The organism is Salmonella sp. SJTUF15570 (assembly GCF_043357055.1).
Classification (GTDB): Bacteria; Pseudomonadota; Gammaproteobacteria; order Enterobacterales; family Enterobacteriaceae; genus Salmonella; species Salmonella enterica.
The window spans coordinates 74,870-91,889 of record NZ_JBEUKJ010000016.1 but is presented as its reverse complement, the minus strand read 5'-3'; the positions used below and the strand labels follow the sequence as shown (position 1 = coordinate 91,889).

Below are 17,020 nucleotides of genomic sequence, written 5' to 3'. Positions count from 1 at the left end.
GTTGCCGATTTGGCATTTTGTACAGCCTCATCAGCACGTTTCTTTTCGTGCTGATATTTGCTGTAGTAGTGGTTGGCAGACCAGATGAAAGAACCGATGACAGTAAAGAAGAATGCAGCGATAACCAGCTTATAGCTCAACTTCATTTACCACCCCACCAGCCTCTTTAAACCGGGAAATCAGATCACTGATTTTATGTTCATACTGACCATAACCTGCACCAGGTAACGACGCCCAGATATTGCTGCAACGATCGATAGCCTGACGGATATCACCGCGATCAATCATCGGTAAAGCGCCACGCTCCTTAATCTGCTGCAATGCCACAGCGTCCTGGCTTTTCGGAGAGAAGTCTTTCAGGCCAAGCTGCTTACGATAGGCATCCCACCAACGGGAAAGAAGCTGGTAACGTCCGGCGGCTGTTGATTTGAGTTTTGGGTTTAGCGTGACAAGTTTGCGAGGGTGATCGGAGTAATCAGTGAACAGTTCGCCACCAACAATAACATCATAACCGTGGTTACGTGTCGGTTGTCGCCCGTTATCCGTTCCTTCTGACCATGCCACCATATCCAGGAAAGCTTTACGCTGGGAATTTAGTGCCTGCATAAATTACTCCTTCGAGCTACCAAATTTGTTACCGATTACTCGCATTGCAGCCCCACGAATAGCATCGACACCGATCAGCCCCACGCCACCACCAATGGCAACAGAAAGCGATTTAGGCCATCCGACATATTCAAGAGCGGATGCAAAGGTCAGCGTCAGAGCGCCACAGAGCAAAATCTCGAGCGTTTTTCGCTTCCAGCCACCACCACCGCCAAAATAGGCGATGCGCAAACCAGCCATAACGATCGACATAATCACTGCACCCAGCGGTGTGTCTCCACGCCACCAGCTCTGAAACAACTCCAGCCAGTCCGGCCAGGTATTTGGGTTATGAGGCATTTCGTCATCTCTCACCTCGCGATATTTGCGGGTGCTGTGTTGGAAATAAAAAGGCCACGCAACGTGGCCACCAGAATTATTTCCCCACCAGTTCACTTACCTCTTTCACCGTCTGATTAAACCGCTCTGACTCAAGTTCAACACCTAACGCCCGACGCCCCAGCGCCATTGCTGCTTTTATTGTGGAACCGGATCCCATAAAGAAATCAGCAACCAGATCACCAGGTCGACTACTGGCATTGATTATTTGCCGGAGCATATCCGTCGGTTTCTCGCACGGATGTTTACCCGGATAGAACTGAACGGGCTTATGCGTCCAGACATCGGTATAAGGCACGGAGACTGATACGGAGAAATAGCGCCGGAGTGATTTAAACTCATCCAGCAATTCAGAATATTTGCGATTCAGTGAATCATAAGATGCCACCAGCTGGTGGTGTGGTTGTTCCAGTTGCTGTTCCTGAAACTTCTCTGCCGCTATACGGGAAAACAGTGCCTGTAACTTCCGGTAGTCAGCCTCATTCGGCAACTGCCACTGACTGGCACCAAACCAGTGGGAAACCATATTTTTCTTACCTGTGGCTTCGGCAATTTGTTTTGCCGTTATACCCAGTTCGGCACGAGCATTCCTGAAATACGATATCAGCGGTGCCATTATGTGCTGTTTGAGTTCCCTTTCTTTTGCCGCATAGCCGTCACTTTTGCCACGATATGGCCCATGGTAATGTTCAGCAAACAGAACGCGCTCTGTGGCAGGAAAATATGCACGCAGACTTTCTTTATTACACCCATTCCAACGTCCGGACGGCTTCGCCCAGATGATATGGTTAAGCACGTTGAAACGTTCACGCATCATGATCTCAATATCAGATGCCAGGCGATGTCCACAGAACAGGTAAAGGCTTCCGGCAGGTTTCAACACCCGCCAGAACTGGGCCAGACAGTGATCCAGCCACTTAAGGTAATCTTCGTCCCCTTTCCACTGATTGTCCCAACCGTTGGGTTTCACCTTGAAGTACGGCGGATCGGTAACAATCAGGTCAATGGAATCATCAGGCAGGGACTGAATAAAATGCAGGCAATCAGCGTTGATTAAATCAACACTGTTTATTTTTACAGTATTTTTCATGGATCAGTAAGCGTAACTCTGGTAGGCTCACTCTGCTTTTGCGCTAAAGCAGTGGGCCGTGGTTCGCTTGTGACCAGTAAGCATGAGCGAATGGCTGGCAGGTGCTACCAACACCCACCAGCCGCCCATTTTCACAAATTAAAAGTCCTTCATTGCTGAAGGCGTCTGTAACAGCCGAACTGGTAATCTGCCAGCCCCGCCATAACCAACTGGGTCAGTATTAACTGACAGCGTTCGCGTGAAAGATATGTGTTTTGTGCAATCTCCCCGACTGTTGCCGGTTCGATGCTTAATTCATTAAAAACAACTTTCGCCGTTTCTGTCATATCTTGCTGTTTTAGCATGCCTTTTTCCTTCTGGTTAACATGACATACCAATAACTCTTGTCTAAAAAGCCAGCAAGATAAAAAGTCAGTATTCACGACCACCAGCGTGTTTACCGTACTGCCAACATCAAGGCACAAAAAAACCCGCTCAGCGGCGGGTTCTTAAATCTTATCAACGGTAGACATACAAAGCCCATCGTTGGAAAAATCTTATCCATATTTTTTGAAAAATGCAAGCATTATGTCGCCATCTTCGGCGAAAATCATTTATCTCGTCACTTTTCTTAATTGCGCCTCAGCATATGCTTCTTCCTGCCAGCACTTTGTAACCAGTTTATCAATGACATCTGCATATCCTTTGTACCACTGATAATCTGTCAGGTCTGGTACCAGCTTCTGGACATGATGCCGCGCTAGTGTGGTTGGTAAACGGCTAAACCGGTTTCCATTGCAACGCCCACAAATCTTATAAACAGGTGTGCCATGAAGCCGGGTCCTTTTTTCATCCAGGACAATACCTTTACCCTTACACCCTCTGCACGCTGTGCTGACTTCTCCCTTACCATGACAATGCTGACATAGTTCCTTCACCCACTCTTCCTTGATAACAGATTCCCCGCTTCTGGAGTGTTTCACCACTTCGCGCAATACATTATGAAATCCAGTACCAGCACAATGCTCACAGCGAGCCTTACTTGCCGCAGACCTGGAATAATCAGCAAAGGCAAAATTCACAAGGTAAGGGATGATCTGTAACCGGGTTTCTTCACTCAATTTGTTCAATGTCGGGTTATCCAGTGCCATCGCGTAATTGAGCAGACCTTCAATCGCAAATTGAGGATCCTGAACACCAACTTTTGCCAGGAATAAGGCAAACCCAAGCGGTGCTTTCGACTGCACCATCCCCTGCGCAGCCATCACATCCGTAATCGTTAAACCACCTGAGCCTGTCGCCGGTGCGTCATCGCTCAATTTTGGAGATTTTGGGGAGTAATATTTTGGTAAGGCTTCAAGGTTCATGCTCGTTCTCCACTTACGCCAATACGCCAATTGCCAGCGCACGATCGATAAAACGAAATATCAGCTCCAGCTGAGAGCCATACTTTTCTTCAAATGCCACGGTATCCGCATGCAGCTCGTCGTGATGCTTTCTGCACAAAGGCAACACAAAGAGGTCATGCGCTTTTGTACCCATTCCACCCTGACCGTGGCCTATCAGGTGGTGGGGATCATCAGCAGGCTTTCCACAACATGCACACGGCTGTGTCTTAACCCAGCGCGTGTACTTTTCATTAACCCAGCGGCGGCGTTTTGGGCGTAACATAAAAGACTCCGGCGACTCCGGATCCACTTTCAGCGCCAGCACCTTTTTCGCTTTATCCTGGATGATGCTGGTGGCAGGAACCGAAGGCACAAGGTCACTTTCCCGGGTGACAGACGGCACAACAGGTTTCGGTAATCTCAGCGCCTTACGGGCTGCGCTTTCAGGTAAGGCATCCGCAAGGTCATTACGAATCAGCCACCAGCACAGTTCCGGCATTGTCACGGCATGGTTATCATCAAAACCGAGATCCCGACGGACTACAGACAACACCCAGCGGGCACAGTTATCCGTTGCCATTGATTCCAGCCGTTCCGTGAACTGATCGCGCAGCTGGTTATCGCAGTGCCAGCACAGACGGATTGCGCCCGGAGCGTGTCGCATTGTGGTCATGTTCTCGCTGTGCCAGTCGGAATGAGGCCACTGGCAGCCTTTTTCACGAAGTAACCAGCTTTCAAGACATTCCACGCCACCAGCACGACGGATCACTGCCTCATTGCGGAACACGGCCCGAACGGCAGGATCATCCGCCAGCGGTTGTGATGCCGCCGGAACGGCACCACTGGCGAAAGATGAATAACGTTCTGGCTCAGGCTCCAGCAGGACACGCCCCTGCATAAACAGGGGCATCAGCTCTGAACCTGGCCTGAACAATACGATCCCCATACGCGGGGCAATTTCAGGGGTCAGTAGTGCTCTCACGGTCACCTCAATGAACGGTATCGAGCAGCTTTAACAGCTCAGGGAATCGGGATTCGAAGAAATGCGGCTGCGTCTCGCGCGGATTTGCGGGACTGGTGATGTTCTTGCCGAACATGCAGCCTTTCGCCGTCAGCGACCAGAATTTTTTGATGTTGTTAATCCCGGTACGGCTGTATCGTTCGCGCTGCTCGACGATCCCCAGCTTCACCATCTGGTGATATGCCTGATTAGCCGTCAGGCGGATACCATACTGTTTCAGCAGTGCACTCAGTGACAGTGTCGGGCGACTTGAGCCATCGTGTGCATCAGCAGGAGCATCAATGGCATAGCGCGGTGCCAGATTCGGTAAGCCAACAGCCTCCTGGAGTTTCTGACAGGCACCAAGCACTGAAGAGTTAGACAGGTTTAACTCCCGACGCATAAAGTCCAGCAGAATCACACCAGCCTGCATCTTGTCAGCAGCCTGTCCGGATAATTTTTCCGGTGCGCTGGTTACCATATCGAAAGTACGGATCACCTTCAGATGGAATGACGGGCTGATCCACATTGCATAGGCATACACCAGTTCCTTGCAGACATACGTTCCCCGTTCATTTCCCCCATGAATCACACTCACCGGGTCAACACCCAAATTCTGGGTGTTGGTCAATTCATGAACAAGCTCAACAGTCTGTTGGCTGGAAAGAAACTTTCCTGGCTCCTTGGTTCTGGCATTTGCACCAGATGCTACTGCTGCGCGATGCAGATCGTTCAGGCTGTAACGCCCATAAGCATCACGACGAACTTCAATACCATCAATGACCATCAGATTATTCATACTTCGTTTCTCCTCTTGATCAGGCGGCTGCACCCGCCGTTTTCTCGTACTTACTGATAGTGATCTCGACCTTCCCTTCCGGGATAACCGGTCCCCACTCCACCAGCATTCTTTTCACCTGACTGTCGTCTTCCCACACCCCCGCGTGGGTCAGGGCGTCAAACAGCGCCTTGTTATAGTTGTCCAGATCGCGGATCCGGTTATCCGGAGGAAATAACACGATCTCCACTGAAGCAGGTGCCGACGTTGGTTTCGGCAGACGACGTAACTGCTCAACTATTGCTGCACACGCCGCGCTCTGGAATTTGCGCCCCGCCGCGCTTATCAGGCTCTTACCAGAAAATGCCCCTTTGTTGGGGTGTCGCCAGTACGTGTTCACGCTGGGCGGGAAAGGCAGGATTAGCTTCATACTTTCAGGCCTCTCTCATGTAACCAGTGGGCTGCACGCAACCTGGCGTTCTCCTCACCGGAAAGCAGTGCGCGGATGATACCGACCGCCTCGCTGTCGTCGTCCTTCACCGCGGTATGAAGCGTGATCCCCCGGGCCACGCCACGCTTTATCGTGATGACGCCTTTTTTCTCCAGTGCGCGAAGATGCTCCACCGCTGCATTCACTGAACGGTATCCCAGCATGGTTGCCACCTCCTGATTGGTTGGCGGGAAGCCACGTTCTTTCTGGTAAGAAATCAGCATATCCAGCACCTGCTGCTGGCATTGAGTTAACGTCGTCATGCCGCCATCTCCCTGACCAGTTTTTCCGCCTGCTGGCGAACCTGCGCCAGAAACGCCTCACCACATGCCTCAAGTTCATCGCGCCCGATGTAGCTGATTGCCGGTCCCTTCCAGGTCTTGTCAAAAACAGCAATAGCACCAGCGAAAAAAGCTCCTGTCGGCACCTGCTTCTCGTCCTTCGGGATAAACCAGGCAGGCAGTTCAAAACCAATACGCCCGCGAATAAAAGCAATATGGTCCGCATCTTCCGGCCACCACACTTCGCTGGTGGCAGCTTTGATCAGGAAAACATAGCGCCCGCCCTTATCACGCATGGCACTGGCATGTTTCATGATGTAACGCATGCCGGTGATGTATTGCCCTTCATGCTGACTGGCGCGGCTGTATGGAGGATTACCAAAGGCAGCACCTTTAAGCTCCGCAAGGCGTTCTGACCAGTCATGCGCCAGCGCGTTGTCTTCCGCCGTGTAATACGCGGCACATTTGGCGTTATCACCGTCAGTGAACAGATCCAGAACAAACGGGCCAAACAGGGTGTTAATTCCCCAGAAAATGTTGTCCGGCGTGCGCCACTGATCACCCACTTCCTTCAGTTCATGGGCTGGTTTGTTCCGCAGTTCCACCAGCTCCTGGCAATATTTATTACTCATTAAGCCCCCACGTAATTCCCTGACAGATACCACTCATCACCCGATACAGCTCGCTTGCTGCTTTTCCGTAAGCACTGCTCACGACGCGCCAGAAAATTGTTTCGTTCTGGCTGGGAGTGGCTTTCTCGGAATGCCGCCATCCACACCGTTGCAGCACGACGGTATAACCCCCTGGACTCCAGCTCTTCAGCCTGGCGGGTCAGGCACAAAATCACCCGGGGATCGTTAGTGCCGACATAGAAATTGCGCACAGGTTTGGTTTCACGAACTGGTTGTGGTTCCGGCTCCTGCGCTCTCTCAGTCAGGCGTGGGAAATGTCTGCGTGTATCTCCTTCACAACGGTGAGCCACACGCCCACTCTGACGTAACTTGCTTGCTGACTGCAGAACGCGCTGCCGTGAGTAACCTGCAAAAGCATCCGCAATGTCTCCGGAAGTACACCCCGGATGGGCTTCAATGAATTTCTGAACTTCATTCAAAAGACTCATGATCACCCCCTGAATCCTGCCGGGATCTGGCTGTAGTCCACGTTGTCGTAACTGGCTTTGAAGTACGGGTCCTCACGTCTGGCTGCAGATACCGCAGGAACTTCCCAGGATTCTTCGAAATGACGATCCGGACCAAAGAACGTGACAGCCTGTTTCACAAATTGTGTGCCGCTGTTACCCATCGCAGATACCCAGCCCGCGTAGCGTTTCACACCTTCCAGCATGGTTTCGGGGTTTACTCCCTCATTCAAACGGGCTTTCCAGGCTTTGAAGGCTGCAGATTTTGAATTGCCACCAGCACGTTTGGGATATGCCAGCCATGCCTGCTCAAACTCCGGAGAGTATTCCGGTCGGTTTGAACGAACTCGCACGGACTCATCAACTGATGCACCAACAGCTATTGGTTCATTGACTGGTTCTTTGACTGGTTCAAAAGAGTGACTGGTTCTGGGTGAATCTCCTGCACTACCCCCTGGTGCAACTCCTGCACTACCTAGTGAATTTGCTGCACCAGATAGTGAATTATTTGCACTACCCCCTAGTGAATCTCCTGCACCATCCAGATGAAGGAGATAGATATTACTTGAGTTACCTTTTTCACCTTTCCGGGTGACTTTTTTTACCAGCCCGGACTCACAAAGGGCCGCAATATGATTCATCACAGAACGTTTGCTAATCTCGCACTGGTCAGCAATATGCTGGTAGCTGGGCCAGCACTCACCCTGATCGCTGGCATTATCAGCCAGCTTGATCAGAACCAGTTTTCGCAATGGATTACCCACTCGAATTTTCATCGCTTTAACCATCAGCTCCATACTCATGCTGCACCTCCGAGATGCTTCATGTTTTTTCCGGAGCAAAAGGCTATAAGCGGCATACTGATGCGGTAATTACGGCCCAGCGGTTCACAAATCACCTTCTGACATTCACGGTCAACCAGGCTAACACGTAGAACATGCCCTGCAGGCGTGGTGTACCACTGCCCAACTGTAGGAATTGATGTTTTTTTACGCTGAAGCAAACGGCAAATATTGAGGATCAACGGATTAAGCATGACGATGCCCTCCGCTGATATTCAGGAGACGGTGAATATGAAAATTAGCCTTATCCGCCAGACGAATACGTTCAGCCTGCAAGTTAAGAAGGGTTTCTACCAGAACTTGATGCGCCTGCGGATCCGAAAGAGTTACCTTGCGCAGAGCACGTAGTGCAGTTGTTACATAACTGAGTTTATGTAAGTCTTCATCATTCAGACGAGAGAGGGCTGGGACAGTAGCCATGATGGCAGCCTCCGTATGCAATGGATAACTTCCACCACCGGAAACGCCAATTTCGCTGGTGGTGAACTGAGCAGGGTTGGCGTAACCGGCGCATACGGAAACCGGCGCACCTTTCGGTGCCCCCACCCAGCCCACCATAATTTGGGTATAGCTGAGTTGTAGCAACAAAAAAGACGCTAACGCGCCAATTGTCGCCGTATGCAATTCCAGGACGCCAATCCCGACACCCGCTTTATAAGGTGCCTGAACAGTGTAACGTCCCGGAATGGCAGAATCAATGTGCTGGTGGTCCTTCACACTCAACAAAATCACGCCTGAATTTCCACAAAGGACTAAAGCACTCATGCGGGTAGTCTTTGCGAAGATAGATAACGCGCTGTGTTTCTGGCTCCCAACGAATAACATGGACATAAAGCCCTCTTCCGTCACGAAACCAGCGGTTAAGTTCCTGCACAACTCGCCCCCCACAGTCAGGTAAAGTTCTCTGTGGTTACTTACAGCCAGGTGATTTGGTAATCTGCATTCATGCCGTAACAACAGGTGTTCAGCGACGCTGACCACCAGCTGTTGCGACAAACGGTTATTTGCCGTTAAACTGTTCATGCGTTAGTTTCTCCACAGACACAAAACGCCACGACGCCCGGAGCTGCACACTCGCGGGCGTCACTCTTTTCTGGAGCGCAAAAGATTTTGTAGACCAGTGCTGCATGCTCCTGGAGCTTCGAAATTGACAGATACAACTCATCATTAATTGCTGTCTGCTCGTGTGGCTCCACTACCCCATCTTCGATTGCCGAACGAATCTGCTTTGAGTAACTCCCGATCTGTTCGATGACTTCCAGCAGGCGCTGGTTTATATCGGCGTTCTCTACTTCCTCAATTTCAGGAAGCGATACAAACACCCCACCAGCAGACTGTGCGACAGCATCCGCAATGTAGTGAGTGCCAGCCGCGCGCTGTAAAATCATTGCCCATCCCAGCGGGAAAATCTGATCGCCATCTGCACGAAGGCGGTTGAATAAAGCGTTCTCTGTTACATCCAGCCACTCAGCAGCTTCAGCGTAACCCCCCGGCAACGCCGCGATAGTTTTTCTGACAGCTTTCACGTACCACTCAGGCTGTTTTTCTACTTTCCAGTGATGCTTACCCACGGTTAGCCTCATCGTTCTGTGGTTAAAAATTGAAGATGTTCTGTTAATCTTTCGGATAGATATCCGGTCTTAAGTCAGATTTCGTAATTGCACCTGACGTGCATTGCTCAAGTTTTTTAGCCAGCACAAAACTGGCTTTTTTATAACCATTGAAAACCAGCCGTAAGTAGCCTGGTGTTGAGCCAACTTTTCCGGCCAACTCGCCCTGCTGTTCTTTGGTTAAAGAGTCCCAATACGCTTTCATACAATATGTACCTCCGATATACATATTACATGATTAGTATGAACCTTCAAGATACTTGTACCTTATCGGTACAAAGGTTTTAATTTCTTTATGAAAACAGTCCATGACATCCGGCGGTCTAACGCCAGAAAACTGAGAGATGGTGTTGGCGGGAATTCTTCCTTTGCCACCATGATTGATCGCGAGCCAACCCAGACCAGCAGGTTTATGGGAGATGGTGCTACTAAAAATATCGGTGACAGCATGGCACGGCACATCGAAAAATGTTTCGACCTGCCTGTCGGATGGCTCGATCAAGAACACCAGACAACGAACATCACAAAAAAACCTGATGTTTCAATCACTAATAAACAAATCACATTAGTCCCTGTCATATCATGGGTACAGGCCGGAGCATGGAAAGAAGTTGGATATTCTGAGGTTGATTTGAGCACAGCAGAAACGTATCCCTGCCCTGTACCCTGTGGGGAAATGACTTATATCTTGCGGGTGATAGGTGATTCAATGATTGATGAGTACCGCCCAGGAGACATGATTTTTGTAGATCCTGAAGTCCCTGCCTGCCACGGTGACGACGTTATTGCATTGATGCACGATACAGGTGAAACCACCTTCAAAAGGTTGATAGAAGATGGGACACAGCGTTATCTCAAAGCGTTAAACCCAAACTGGCCTGAGCCTTACATTAAGATCAACGGTAATTGCTCTATAATTGGTACAGTGATTTTCTCAGGAAAACCAAGAAGATACAAAATCAAAGCCTAATCAATGTTTATGAACCTGCTTCGGCAGGTTTTTTTATACTTGACAATGTACCTTTGAGATACATAATGTACCCAAGCGAAACAACGAACAGGCAGGACGCCCACGAAGTAGCCGCCTGGGGCATATGAAGTCCAGGATGATTCGTTGAGTCATGTTGTGCCACTAGGCACTCATGTTAAAGCAGGTGTATGAAATGAAAGTCCAGATTTTAAACAATAACTGTGAAGTCGTTTGGGCGTAAAACATGACCGCGCGTAGACCAAGGGAGGAAAAATTGGGAATAGTTAGAAATCAAGCAGATATATTGAAAATCAGCTCTGAATTGCTTGGAGTTTTGAAAAGTGAGCTCACCGCACATGGCATCGAGCCCACTGACGAAAATTTAAGTTGGGTTTTGTCGATTATTCAACAATCACTCAAGCCCAGCCTCAGCAAACTTTTTATCGAGTAGTGCTTCGAACTTATCGTAAAGCTTGCTTATGTCGTCTATCGGGTTTTCTGACGTACTGTAATTTTTATCTGATGTCATGGCAGCAGTCTGATATGCAGTGTGTGTCTTAACCGATAGTTGGAATAAATAAAGAATTTTTTCTTCTTTGGTCATAACTATTTCCTTCTTGGCTATATGAAAACACCAAGATACCACCGAGCCTGAAGTGGTGAAAAGACAGGCACATAACAGCTAAGTATTTTCAACCAGAGAGAATCCTTAGCGTTGTGGTGAATGCGGCTCAGCGCACGCGGGTTAAGGTTGAGGCTGACAGTCGACCTTCTGTGGATACCCACCCGCCTGGTGTGCAACCTTCGCCAGGCACCGGGAGGCACCCGGCACCACAACTTTATGCTGTGTGTAGTCCTCGCGGTACCAGTTTGTACACTTGCTTCCGGCTGGTATCGCTCTTTTTACAAAACAGAGAAGAACATCACCGGACGACGGGCTCATAACCCAATCCATCCGGGCGGCAGTCACCGCAGGTGTTCTTCTCTGTTTTGTGGAGAAACCAACCGACCTTGCAGGGTCGATATGATGAGGAGCAGCAAAATGGCTAGCGAACGCAGTACTGATGTGCAGGCATTTATCGGGGAGCTGGACGGCGGCGTATTTGAAACCAAAATCGGCGCAGTTCTCAGTGAAGTCGCTTCCGGTGTGATGAACACGAAAACCAAAGGTAAGGTCTCACTCAACCTGGAAATCGAACCATTTGATGAGAACCGTGTGAAAATCAAACACAAACTCTCATATGTTCGCCCGACTAACCGCGGGAAAATTTCCGAAGAAGACACCACCGAAACGCCGATGTATGTCAATCGCGGTGGTCGCCTGACTATTCTGCAGGAAGACCAGGGACAGTTACTGACTCTTGCCGGTGAACCTGACGGAAAACTCCGCGCAGCAGGTCGTTAATATCGTTTTTAATTAACTGATTATTTATCTCATCACTGAATATCTTTATATAGTGAGGACTTATTATGTCTCAGAACTTAGACGCAACCGCAATTAATCAAATCCATGCCCTTATTTCTGCTCAGGGTGTTAATGAAATTATCAGTAAGATTGGTGCCGATGCTGTGGCATTGCCTGAGAATTTTCGCATTCATGATCTGGAAAAATTTAATTTAAATCGCTTCCGTTTCCGTGGTGCGCTTTCCACTACCAGCATCGATGACTTTACCCGTTATTCTAAAGATCTTGCAGATGAAGGCACCCGCTGCTTTATCGATGCTGATAATATGCGTGCCGTCAGTGTGCTTAACCTGGGTACTATTGATGAACCAGGTCACGCAGATAACACCGCCACACTCAAACTGAAAAAGACAGCACCGTTCTCTGCTCTGTTGTCTGTTAACGGCGAGCGTAACTCCCAGAAGTCACTGGCAGAATGGATTGAAGACTGGGCCGACTATCTTGTGGGCTTTGATGCTAATGGTGACGCTATTCAGGCAACAAAAGCGGCTGCGGCTGTCCGTAAAATCACGATTGAAGCAAACCAGACCGCTGATTTTGAAGATAATGACTTCAGCGGCAAACGCTCCCTGATGGAGTCTGTCGAAGCGAAGACCAAAGACATTATGCCAGTGGCATTTGAATTTAAATGCGTTCCGTTTGAAGGTCTGAAAGAACGTCCGTTTAAATTACGCCTCAGTATTATCACTGGCGATCGTCCTGTACTGGTTCTGCGCATTATTCAGCTGGAGGCGGTGCAGGAAGAAATGGCTAACGAATTTCGTGATCTGCTTGTTGAGAAATTCAAGGACAGCAAAGTAGAAACCTTTATTGGTACTTTCACCGCCTGATTTCATTACTGCAAATGCCCCTGCGGGGGCATTTATGGAAACGTAATTTACTCAATAATCGCCGGATGGTGAGGGATTCTTTTTACCAGAATTCAGCGCGGTGCAGCGCATATACGTGGAGAACAAAATGTCATTTATTAAAACTTTTTCCGGGAAGCATTTTTATTATGACAGGATAAATAAAGACGACATCGATATTAACGATATCGCGGTTTCCCTTTCAAATATCTGTCGCTTTGCCGGTCATCTTTCGCACTTCTACAGCGTCGCCCAACATGCGGTTCTTTGCAGCCAGTTGGTGCCGCAGGAATTTGCTTTTGAAGCGTTAATGCATGATGCAACAGAAGCGTATTGCCAGGACATTCCCGCACCACTGAAACGCCTTCTTCCTGACTATAAACAAATGGAAGAAAAAATAGACGCCGTAATCCGTGAGAAATACGGGTTACCCCCAGTTATGAGTACGCCCGTGAAATATGCCGATCTCATCATGCTGGCAACCGAACGCCGCGATCTCGGGCTTGATGATGGCTCTTTCTGGCCTGTACTGGAAGGTATCCCGGCAACAGAGATGTTCAACGTGATTCCACTGGCACCGGGCCATGCCTACGGGATGTTTATGGAACGCTTTAACGAGTTATCGGAGTTACGCAAATGCGCATGAATGTTTTCGAAATGGAAGGGTTTCTTCGTGGGAGATGTGTACCGCGAGATCTGAAAGTAAATGAAACAGATGCTGAATACCTGGTGCGTAAATTCGATGCGCTTGAAGCTAAATGTGCAGCACAGGAAAACAAAGTAATACCAGTGTCAACTGAACTGCCACCAGCAAATGAAAGTGTTTTGTTATTCGATGCTAACGGAGAAGGCTGGCTAATTGGCTGGCGTTCTCTCTGGTACACCTGGGGACAAAAAGAAACCGGAGAATGGCAGTGGACATTTCAGGTCGGGGACCTTGAAAACGTCAATATCACTCACTGGGCAGTAATGCCAAAAGCACCGGAGGCTGGAGCATAATGACCACTTTTACCGACAAAGAACTGATTAAAGAAATTAAAGAGCGTATCAGCAGCCTTGACGTGCGAGACGATATTGAGCGCCGTGCTTATGAAATCGCACTCCTATCTCTGGAAGTAGAACCAGATGAACGCGAAGCTTATGAATTATTCATGGAAAAGCGTTTTGGTGACTTAGTAGATCGTCGGAGAGCAAAAAACGGCGATAACGAATACATGGCATGGGATATGACTCTCGGTTGGATCGTCTGGCAGCAACGAGCTGGTATCCATTTCTCAACAATGTCACAGCAAGAGGTGAAATAATGGAGCCATACAGCCTCACACTCGATGAGGCCTGTCATTTTCTCAAGATATCCAGACCGACTGCCATTAACTGGATACGCACAGGGCGTCTTCAGGCAACACGCAAAGATCCCACTAAGAATAAATCTCCTTACCTCACAACACGACAAGCCTGCATTGCGGCTCTTCAGTCTCCGCTGCATACTGTCCAGGTGAGCGCGGGTGATGGCATAACAGAGGAAAGAAAATGTCACTCTTCCGCAGAGGTGAAATATGGTACGCCAGTTTCACATTGCCGAACGGTAAAAGATTTAAACAGTCTCTTGGAACAAAGGACAAAAGGCAGGCGACAGAACTCCATGACAAGCTAAAGGCTGAAGCATGGCGGGTCAGCAAACTTGGTGAAATACCTGATATAACGTTCGAGGAAGCGTGTGTCAGGTGGCTTGAAGAGAAAGCACATAAAAAATCACTGGACGATGACAAAAGCCGGATCGGATTCTGGCTTCAACATTTCGCAGGAATGCAACTAAGAGACATTACTGAATCAAAAATTTATTCAGCAATGCAAAAAATGACGAACCGGCGTCATGAGGAAAACTGGAAACTCAGGGCAGAAGCATGCAGAAAAAAAGGGAAACCTGTTCCAGAATACACGCCAAAACCAGCGTCCGTTGCAACGAAGGCTACGCATCTTTCATTTATAAAGGCCCTACTAAGAGCCGCAGAGCGTGAATGGAAAATGCTGGATAAGGCACCAATTATTAAAGTGCCTCAACCAAAGAATAAACGGATCCGCTGGCTGGAGCCCCATGAAGCACAAAGGCTGATTGATGAATGTCCGGAGCCATTAAAGTCTGTTGTTGAATTTGCACTGGCAACAGGCTTAAGACGCTCGAACATCATCAACCTTGAATGGCAACAAATAGATATGCAGCGCCGGGTGGCATGGATAAACCCGGAAGAGAGTAAATCAAACCGCGCAATTGGCGTTGCGCTGAATGATACTGCATGTCGCGTATTGAAAAAACAAATCGGGAATCATCACCGTTGGGTATTTGTGTACAAGGAAAGCTGTACCAAACCAGACGGAACGAAAGCGCCAACAGTAAGGAAGATGCGGTATGACGCAAACACAGCCTGGAAAGCGGCGCTGAGACGGGCTGGTATTGATGATTTCAGATTTCACGACTTGAGACACACCTGGGCAAGTTGGCTGGTTCAAGCCGGAGTCCCGTTGTCAGTGTTACAGGAAATGGGAGGCTGGGAGTCTATCGAAATGGTTCGTCGATATGCTCACCTTGCACCTAATCACCTTACCGAACACGCACGGCAAATAGACTCGATCCTGAACCCATCGGTCCCAAATTTGTCCCAGTCAAAAAATAAGGAAGGTACTAATGATGTGTAACTTATTGATTTTAATGGTGCCGATAATAGGAGTCGAACCTACGACCTTCGCATTACGAATGCGCTGCTCTACCAACTGAGCTATATCGGCCCTGAGAAGGGTGTGTTCACGCGGGTGAATCACGGGGTAGAAGGTTAAAACTAACCGGGCGGTGCGTCAATAGCCTTGCTACTCAACCGGCTATTTTTGCACCGCTCGTCATTAATTACGCACGAATCGTACCATCGCCAAAGCCGATCCACTTATAGGTGGTAAGCGCTTCAAGCCCCATCGGACCGCGGGCATGTAATTTCTGCGTGCTGACCGCCACTTCTGCGCCAAGCCCAAACTGCCCGCCGTCGGTAAAACGGGTAGAGGCGTTGACATAAACCGCAGCGGAATCCACTTCGTTCACGAAACGCGCAGCATTATGCATATCACACGTCAAAATCGCATCGGAGTGCTGAGTGCCATGTTCGCGAATGTGGCCGATAGCGCCATCCATATTTTCGACCACCACAACGTTCAGATCCAGAGACAGAAACTCGTTATCCAGCTCTTCCGGTTTCAGCGGCACCAGTTTGGCAGGGCCATGCAGTGCCTGCATGACGGTTTCATCCCCATGCAACGTTACGCCGCTCTCCGCCATCTGCTTGTTCAGCGCAGGCAAAAAGCGTTCTGCGATGTCCTGATGCACCAGCAAGGTTTCCACCGTGTTACAGGTGCTCGGGCGCTGGGTTTTGGCGTTGACAATAATCTTCAGCGCCGGGGCGATGTCTGCGCTGCTATCAACAAAAATATGGCACACGCCAATCCCGCCAGTAATCACCGGAATGGTGGATTGCTCGCGACACAGTTTATGCAAGCCTGCGCCGCCGCGCGGGATCAGCATATCGATGTACTTATCCATACGCAGCATTTCATTGACCAGCGAACGATCCGGATTATCAATCGCCTGAACCGCCGCCTCCGGTAAACCGCAAGCTTTCAGCGCCTTCTGAATGACACGAACGGTTGCGGCATTCGTGCGATACGTCTCCTTCCCACCGCGTAGAATCACCGCATTACCGGTTTTCAGACACAAAGAAGCCACATCAACGGTAACGTTCGGACGTGCCTCATAGATAACGCCAACCACGCCCAACGGCACGCGGCGGCGCTCCAGACGTAGCCCGCTGTCCAGCAGACCGCCGTCGATCACCTGCCCGACCGGGTCGGCGAGATTACAGACCTGGCGCACATCGTCAGCAATCGCTTTCAGACGCGCAGGGGTCAGCGCCAGGCGGTCCAGCATCGCTTCGCTCAGGCCATTGGCTCGCGCCTGCTCAACATCTTGTACGTTCGCGCTGAGGATACTTTCCATTTGCGCTTCCAGTTCATCGGCTATTTTTTCCAGCACGCGATTTTTTTCGCCGCTGGAGAGCAGCGCCAGCTTATACGACGCCGCTTTAGCAGCAATGCCCATTTGTTCCAGCATATGCCTG

The 17,020-nt window shown here is 49.4% G+C and carries 27 protein-coding genes, 1 tRNA gene and 2 pseudogenes; 9 read left to right on the top strand and 21 right to left on the bottom strand.

The window, feature by feature from the left end:
• The 18 genes and pseudogenes from ABVN44_RS22530 to ABVN44_RS22445 form a co-directional block, all read right to left on the bottom strand.
• Window positions 1-146, bottom strand: a pseudogene (locus tag ABVN44_RS22530) (DUF2570 domain-containing protein); the annotation flags it as partial.
• The gene (locus ABVN44_RS22525; RefSeq protein WP_016244989.1) at window positions 130-606 is read right to left on the bottom strand and encodes a glycoside hydrolase family 104 protein; all 477 of its coding nucleotides are present in this window, start codon (window positions 604-606) and stop codon (window positions 130-132) included. The pseudogene ABVN44_RS22530 and the gene ABVN44_RS22525, both read right to left, overlap by 17 nt.
• Window positions 607-609: 3 nt before the next feature.
• The gene (locus ABVN44_RS22520; RefSeq protein ID WP_001120502.1) at window positions 610-945 is read right to left on the bottom strand and encodes a phage holin, lambda family; all 336 of its coding nucleotides are present in this window, start codon (window positions 943-945) and stop codon (window positions 610-612) included.
• Window positions 946-1,021: 76 nt separating this feature from the next.
• On the bottom strand, window positions 1,022-2,074 hold the full coding sequence (locus ABVN44_RS22515) for a site-specific DNA-methyltransferase (protein WP_048348970.1): 1,053 nt from the start codon (window positions 2,072-2,074) through the stop codon (window positions 1,022-1,024).
• Between the two features lie 149 nt (window positions 2,075-2,223).
• Window positions 2,224-2,538 carry a hypothetical protein gene (locus tag ABVN44_RS22510; RefSeq protein ID WP_093931636.1) on the bottom strand — a complete coding sequence of 105 codons (315 nt, stop codon included), beginning with the start codon at window positions 2,536-2,538 and terminating at the stop codon, window positions 2,224-2,226.
• 129 nt (window positions 2,539-2,667) lie between these two features.
• Entirely contained in the window at window positions 2,668-3,420 is a 753-nt protein-coding gene (locus ABVN44_RS22505; RefSeq protein ID WP_015967852.1) for an antitermination protein, read from the bottom strand.
• Window positions 3,421-3,433: 13 nt separating this feature from the next.
• A complete protein-coding gene (locus ABVN44_RS22500) occupies window positions 3,434-4,423 on the bottom strand; it encodes a DUF968 domain-containing protein (protein WP_001439745.1) in 990 nt (329 codons plus the stop codon).
• Window positions 4,424-4,430: 7 nt separating this feature from the next.
• On the bottom strand, window positions 4,431-5,240 hold the full coding sequence (locus ABVN44_RS22495; RefSeq protein ID WP_023352899.1) for a KilA-N domain-containing protein: 810 nt from the start codon (window positions 5,238-5,240) through the stop codon (window positions 4,431-4,433).
• A 19-nt stretch (window positions 5,241-5,259) separates the two neighbouring features.
• Window positions 5,260-5,649, bottom strand: coding sequence for a RusA family crossover junction endodeoxyribonuclease (locus tag ABVN44_RS22490; protein ID WP_021512743.1), 390 nt, complete (start codon window positions 5,647-5,649; stop codon window positions 5,260-5,262).
• Window positions 5,646-5,972 (bottom strand): LexA family transcriptional regulator, encoded by a 327-nt coding sequence (locus ABVN44_RS22485; RefSeq protein WP_048348968.1) that lies wholly within the window; start codon window positions 5,970-5,972, stop codon window positions 5,646-5,648. Before ABVN44_RS22485 ends, ABVN44_RS22490 begins: the two co-directional genes overlap by 4 nt.
• A complete protein-coding gene (locus ABVN44_RS22480; RefSeq protein ID WP_001343335.1) occupies window positions 5,969-6,622 on the bottom strand; it encodes a phage N-6-adenine-methyltransferase in 654 nt (217 codons plus the stop codon). Before ABVN44_RS22480 ends, ABVN44_RS22485 begins: the two co-directional genes overlap by 4 nt.
• Entirely contained in the window at window positions 6,622-7,116 is a 495-nt protein-coding gene (locus ABVN44_RS22475; protein ID WP_072129969.1) for a PerC family transcriptional regulator, read from the bottom strand. The genes ABVN44_RS22480 and ABVN44_RS22475 overlap by 1 nt, the downstream gene beginning before the upstream one ends.
• Window positions 7,113-7,931, bottom strand: coding sequence for a helix-turn-helix domain-containing protein (locus ABVN44_RS22470; protein WP_001677149.1), 819 nt, complete (start codon window positions 7,929-7,931; stop codon window positions 7,113-7,115). The genes ABVN44_RS22475 and ABVN44_RS22470 overlap by 4 nt, the downstream gene beginning before the upstream one ends.
• Entirely contained in the window at window positions 7,928-8,164 is a 237-nt protein-coding gene (locus ABVN44_RS22465) for a hypothetical protein (RefSeq protein WP_000933941.1), read from the bottom strand. The genes ABVN44_RS22470 and ABVN44_RS22465 overlap by 4 nt, the downstream gene beginning before the upstream one ends.
• Entirely contained in the window at window positions 8,157-8,702 is a 546-nt protein-coding gene (locus ABVN44_RS22460) for an ash family protein (protein WP_001440428.1), read from the bottom strand. Before ABVN44_RS22460 ends, ABVN44_RS22465 begins: the two co-directional genes overlap by 8 nt.
• Complete coding sequence (locus ABVN44_RS22455) at window positions 8,665-8,844, bottom strand: DUF4222 domain-containing protein (RefSeq protein WP_001341559.1); 180 nt, start codon at window positions 8,842-8,844, stop codon at window positions 8,665-8,667. The genes ABVN44_RS22460 and ABVN44_RS22455 overlap by 38 nt, the downstream gene beginning before the upstream one ends.
• Before the next feature lie 145 nt (window positions 8,845-8,989).
• On the bottom strand, window positions 8,990-9,541 hold the full coding sequence (gene ymfL, locus ABVN44_RS22450) for a protein YmfL (protein WP_000515860.1): 552 nt from the start codon (window positions 9,539-9,541) through the stop codon (window positions 8,990-8,992).
• A 43-nt stretch (window positions 9,542-9,584) separates the two neighbouring features.
• Window positions 9,585-9,785 (bottom strand): YdaS family helix-turn-helix protein, encoded by a 201-nt coding sequence (locus ABVN44_RS22445; RefSeq protein WP_000649477.1) that lies wholly within the window; start codon window positions 9,783-9,785, stop codon window positions 9,585-9,587.
• Between the two features lie 90 nt (window positions 9,786-9,875).
• On the opposite strand from ABVN44_RS22445, the gene ABVN44_RS22440 reads away from it, so the two are divergent.
• A complete protein-coding gene (locus tag ABVN44_RS22440; protein ID WP_000859462.1) occupies window positions 9,876-10,550 on the top strand; it encodes a LexA family transcriptional regulator in 675 nt (224 codons plus the stop codon).
• Window positions 10,551-10,962: 412 nt separating this feature from the next.
• On the opposite strand, the gene ABVN44_RS22435 is transcribed toward ABVN44_RS22440, so the two are convergent.
• Window positions 10,963-11,154, bottom strand: coding sequence for a hypothetical protein (locus ABVN44_RS22435; protein ID WP_000159356.1), 192 nt, complete (start codon window positions 11,152-11,154; stop codon window positions 10,963-10,965).
• Between the two features lie 113 nt (window positions 11,155-11,267).
• On the opposite strand from ABVN44_RS22435, the pseudogene ABVN44_RS22430 reads away from it, so the two are divergent.
• The 8 genes and pseudogenes from ABVN44_RS22430 (at window position 11,268) to ABVN44_RS22395 (ending at window position 15,557) form a co-directional block, all read left to right on the top strand.
• A pseudogene (locus ABVN44_RS22430) lies at window positions 11,268-11,578 on the top strand (hypothetical protein).
• Between the two features lie 14 nt (window positions 11,579-11,592).
• The gene (yfdP, locus tag ABVN44_RS22425) at window positions 11,593-11,955 is read left to right on the top strand and encodes a protein YfdP (protein ID WP_000135682.1); all 363 of its coding nucleotides are present in this window, start codon (window positions 11,593-11,595) and stop codon (window positions 11,953-11,955) included.
• Window positions 11,956-12,020: 65 nt separating this feature from the next.
• Entirely contained in the window at window positions 12,021-12,845 is an 825-nt protein-coding gene (locus tag ABVN44_RS22420; protein WP_000081309.1) for a YfdQ family protein, read from the top strand.
• Between the two features lie 127 nt (window positions 12,846-12,972).
• The gene (yfdR, locus tag ABVN44_RS22415; protein WP_000008200.1) at window positions 12,973-13,509 is read left to right on the top strand and encodes a 5'-deoxynucleotidase; all 537 of its coding nucleotides are present in this window, start codon (window positions 12,973-12,975) and stop codon (window positions 13,507-13,509) included.
• Complete coding sequence (locus tag ABVN44_RS22410; protein WP_001242749.1) at window positions 13,500-13,862, top strand: phage protein; 363 nt, start codon at window positions 13,500-13,502, stop codon at window positions 13,860-13,862. Before yfdR ends, ABVN44_RS22410 begins: the two co-directional genes overlap by 10 nt.
• Window positions 13,862-14,167, top strand: coding sequence for a protein YfdT (gene yfdT / locus ABVN44_RS22405; protein WP_000206732.1), 306 nt, complete (start codon window positions 13,862-13,864; stop codon window positions 14,165-14,167). The genes ABVN44_RS22410 and yfdT overlap by 1 nt, the downstream gene beginning before the upstream one ends.
• The gene (locus ABVN44_RS22400; RefSeq protein WP_077941726.1) at window positions 14,083-14,517 is read left to right on the top strand and encodes a helix-turn-helix domain-containing protein; all 435 of its coding nucleotides are present in this window, start codon (window positions 14,083-14,085) and stop codon (window positions 14,515-14,517) included. The genes yfdT and ABVN44_RS22400 overlap by 85 nt, the downstream gene beginning before the upstream one ends.
• Window positions 14,439-15,557 carry a tyrosine-type recombinase/integrase gene (locus ABVN44_RS22395; RefSeq protein ID WP_001132557.1) on the top strand — a complete coding sequence of 373 codons (1,119 nt, stop codon included), beginning with the start codon at window positions 14,439-14,441 and terminating at the stop codon, window positions 15,555-15,557. Before ABVN44_RS22400 ends, ABVN44_RS22395 begins: the two co-directional genes overlap by 79 nt.
• A gap of 14 nt (window positions 15,558-15,571) precedes the next feature.
• Here ABVN44_RS22395 and ABVN44_RS22390 read toward each other — a convergent pair.
• Window positions 15,572-15,647: transfer RNA gene (locus ABVN44_RS22390), tRNA-Thr, on the bottom strand.
• Window positions 15,648-15,762: 115 nt separating this feature from the next.
• A complete protein-coding gene (gene proA / locus ABVN44_RS22385) occupies window positions 15,763-17,013 on the bottom strand; it encodes a glutamate-5-semialdehyde dehydrogenase (RefSeq protein WP_023231375.1) in 1,251 nt (416 codons plus the stop codon).
• Between the last annotated feature and the right edge of the window lie 7 nt (window positions 17,014-17,020).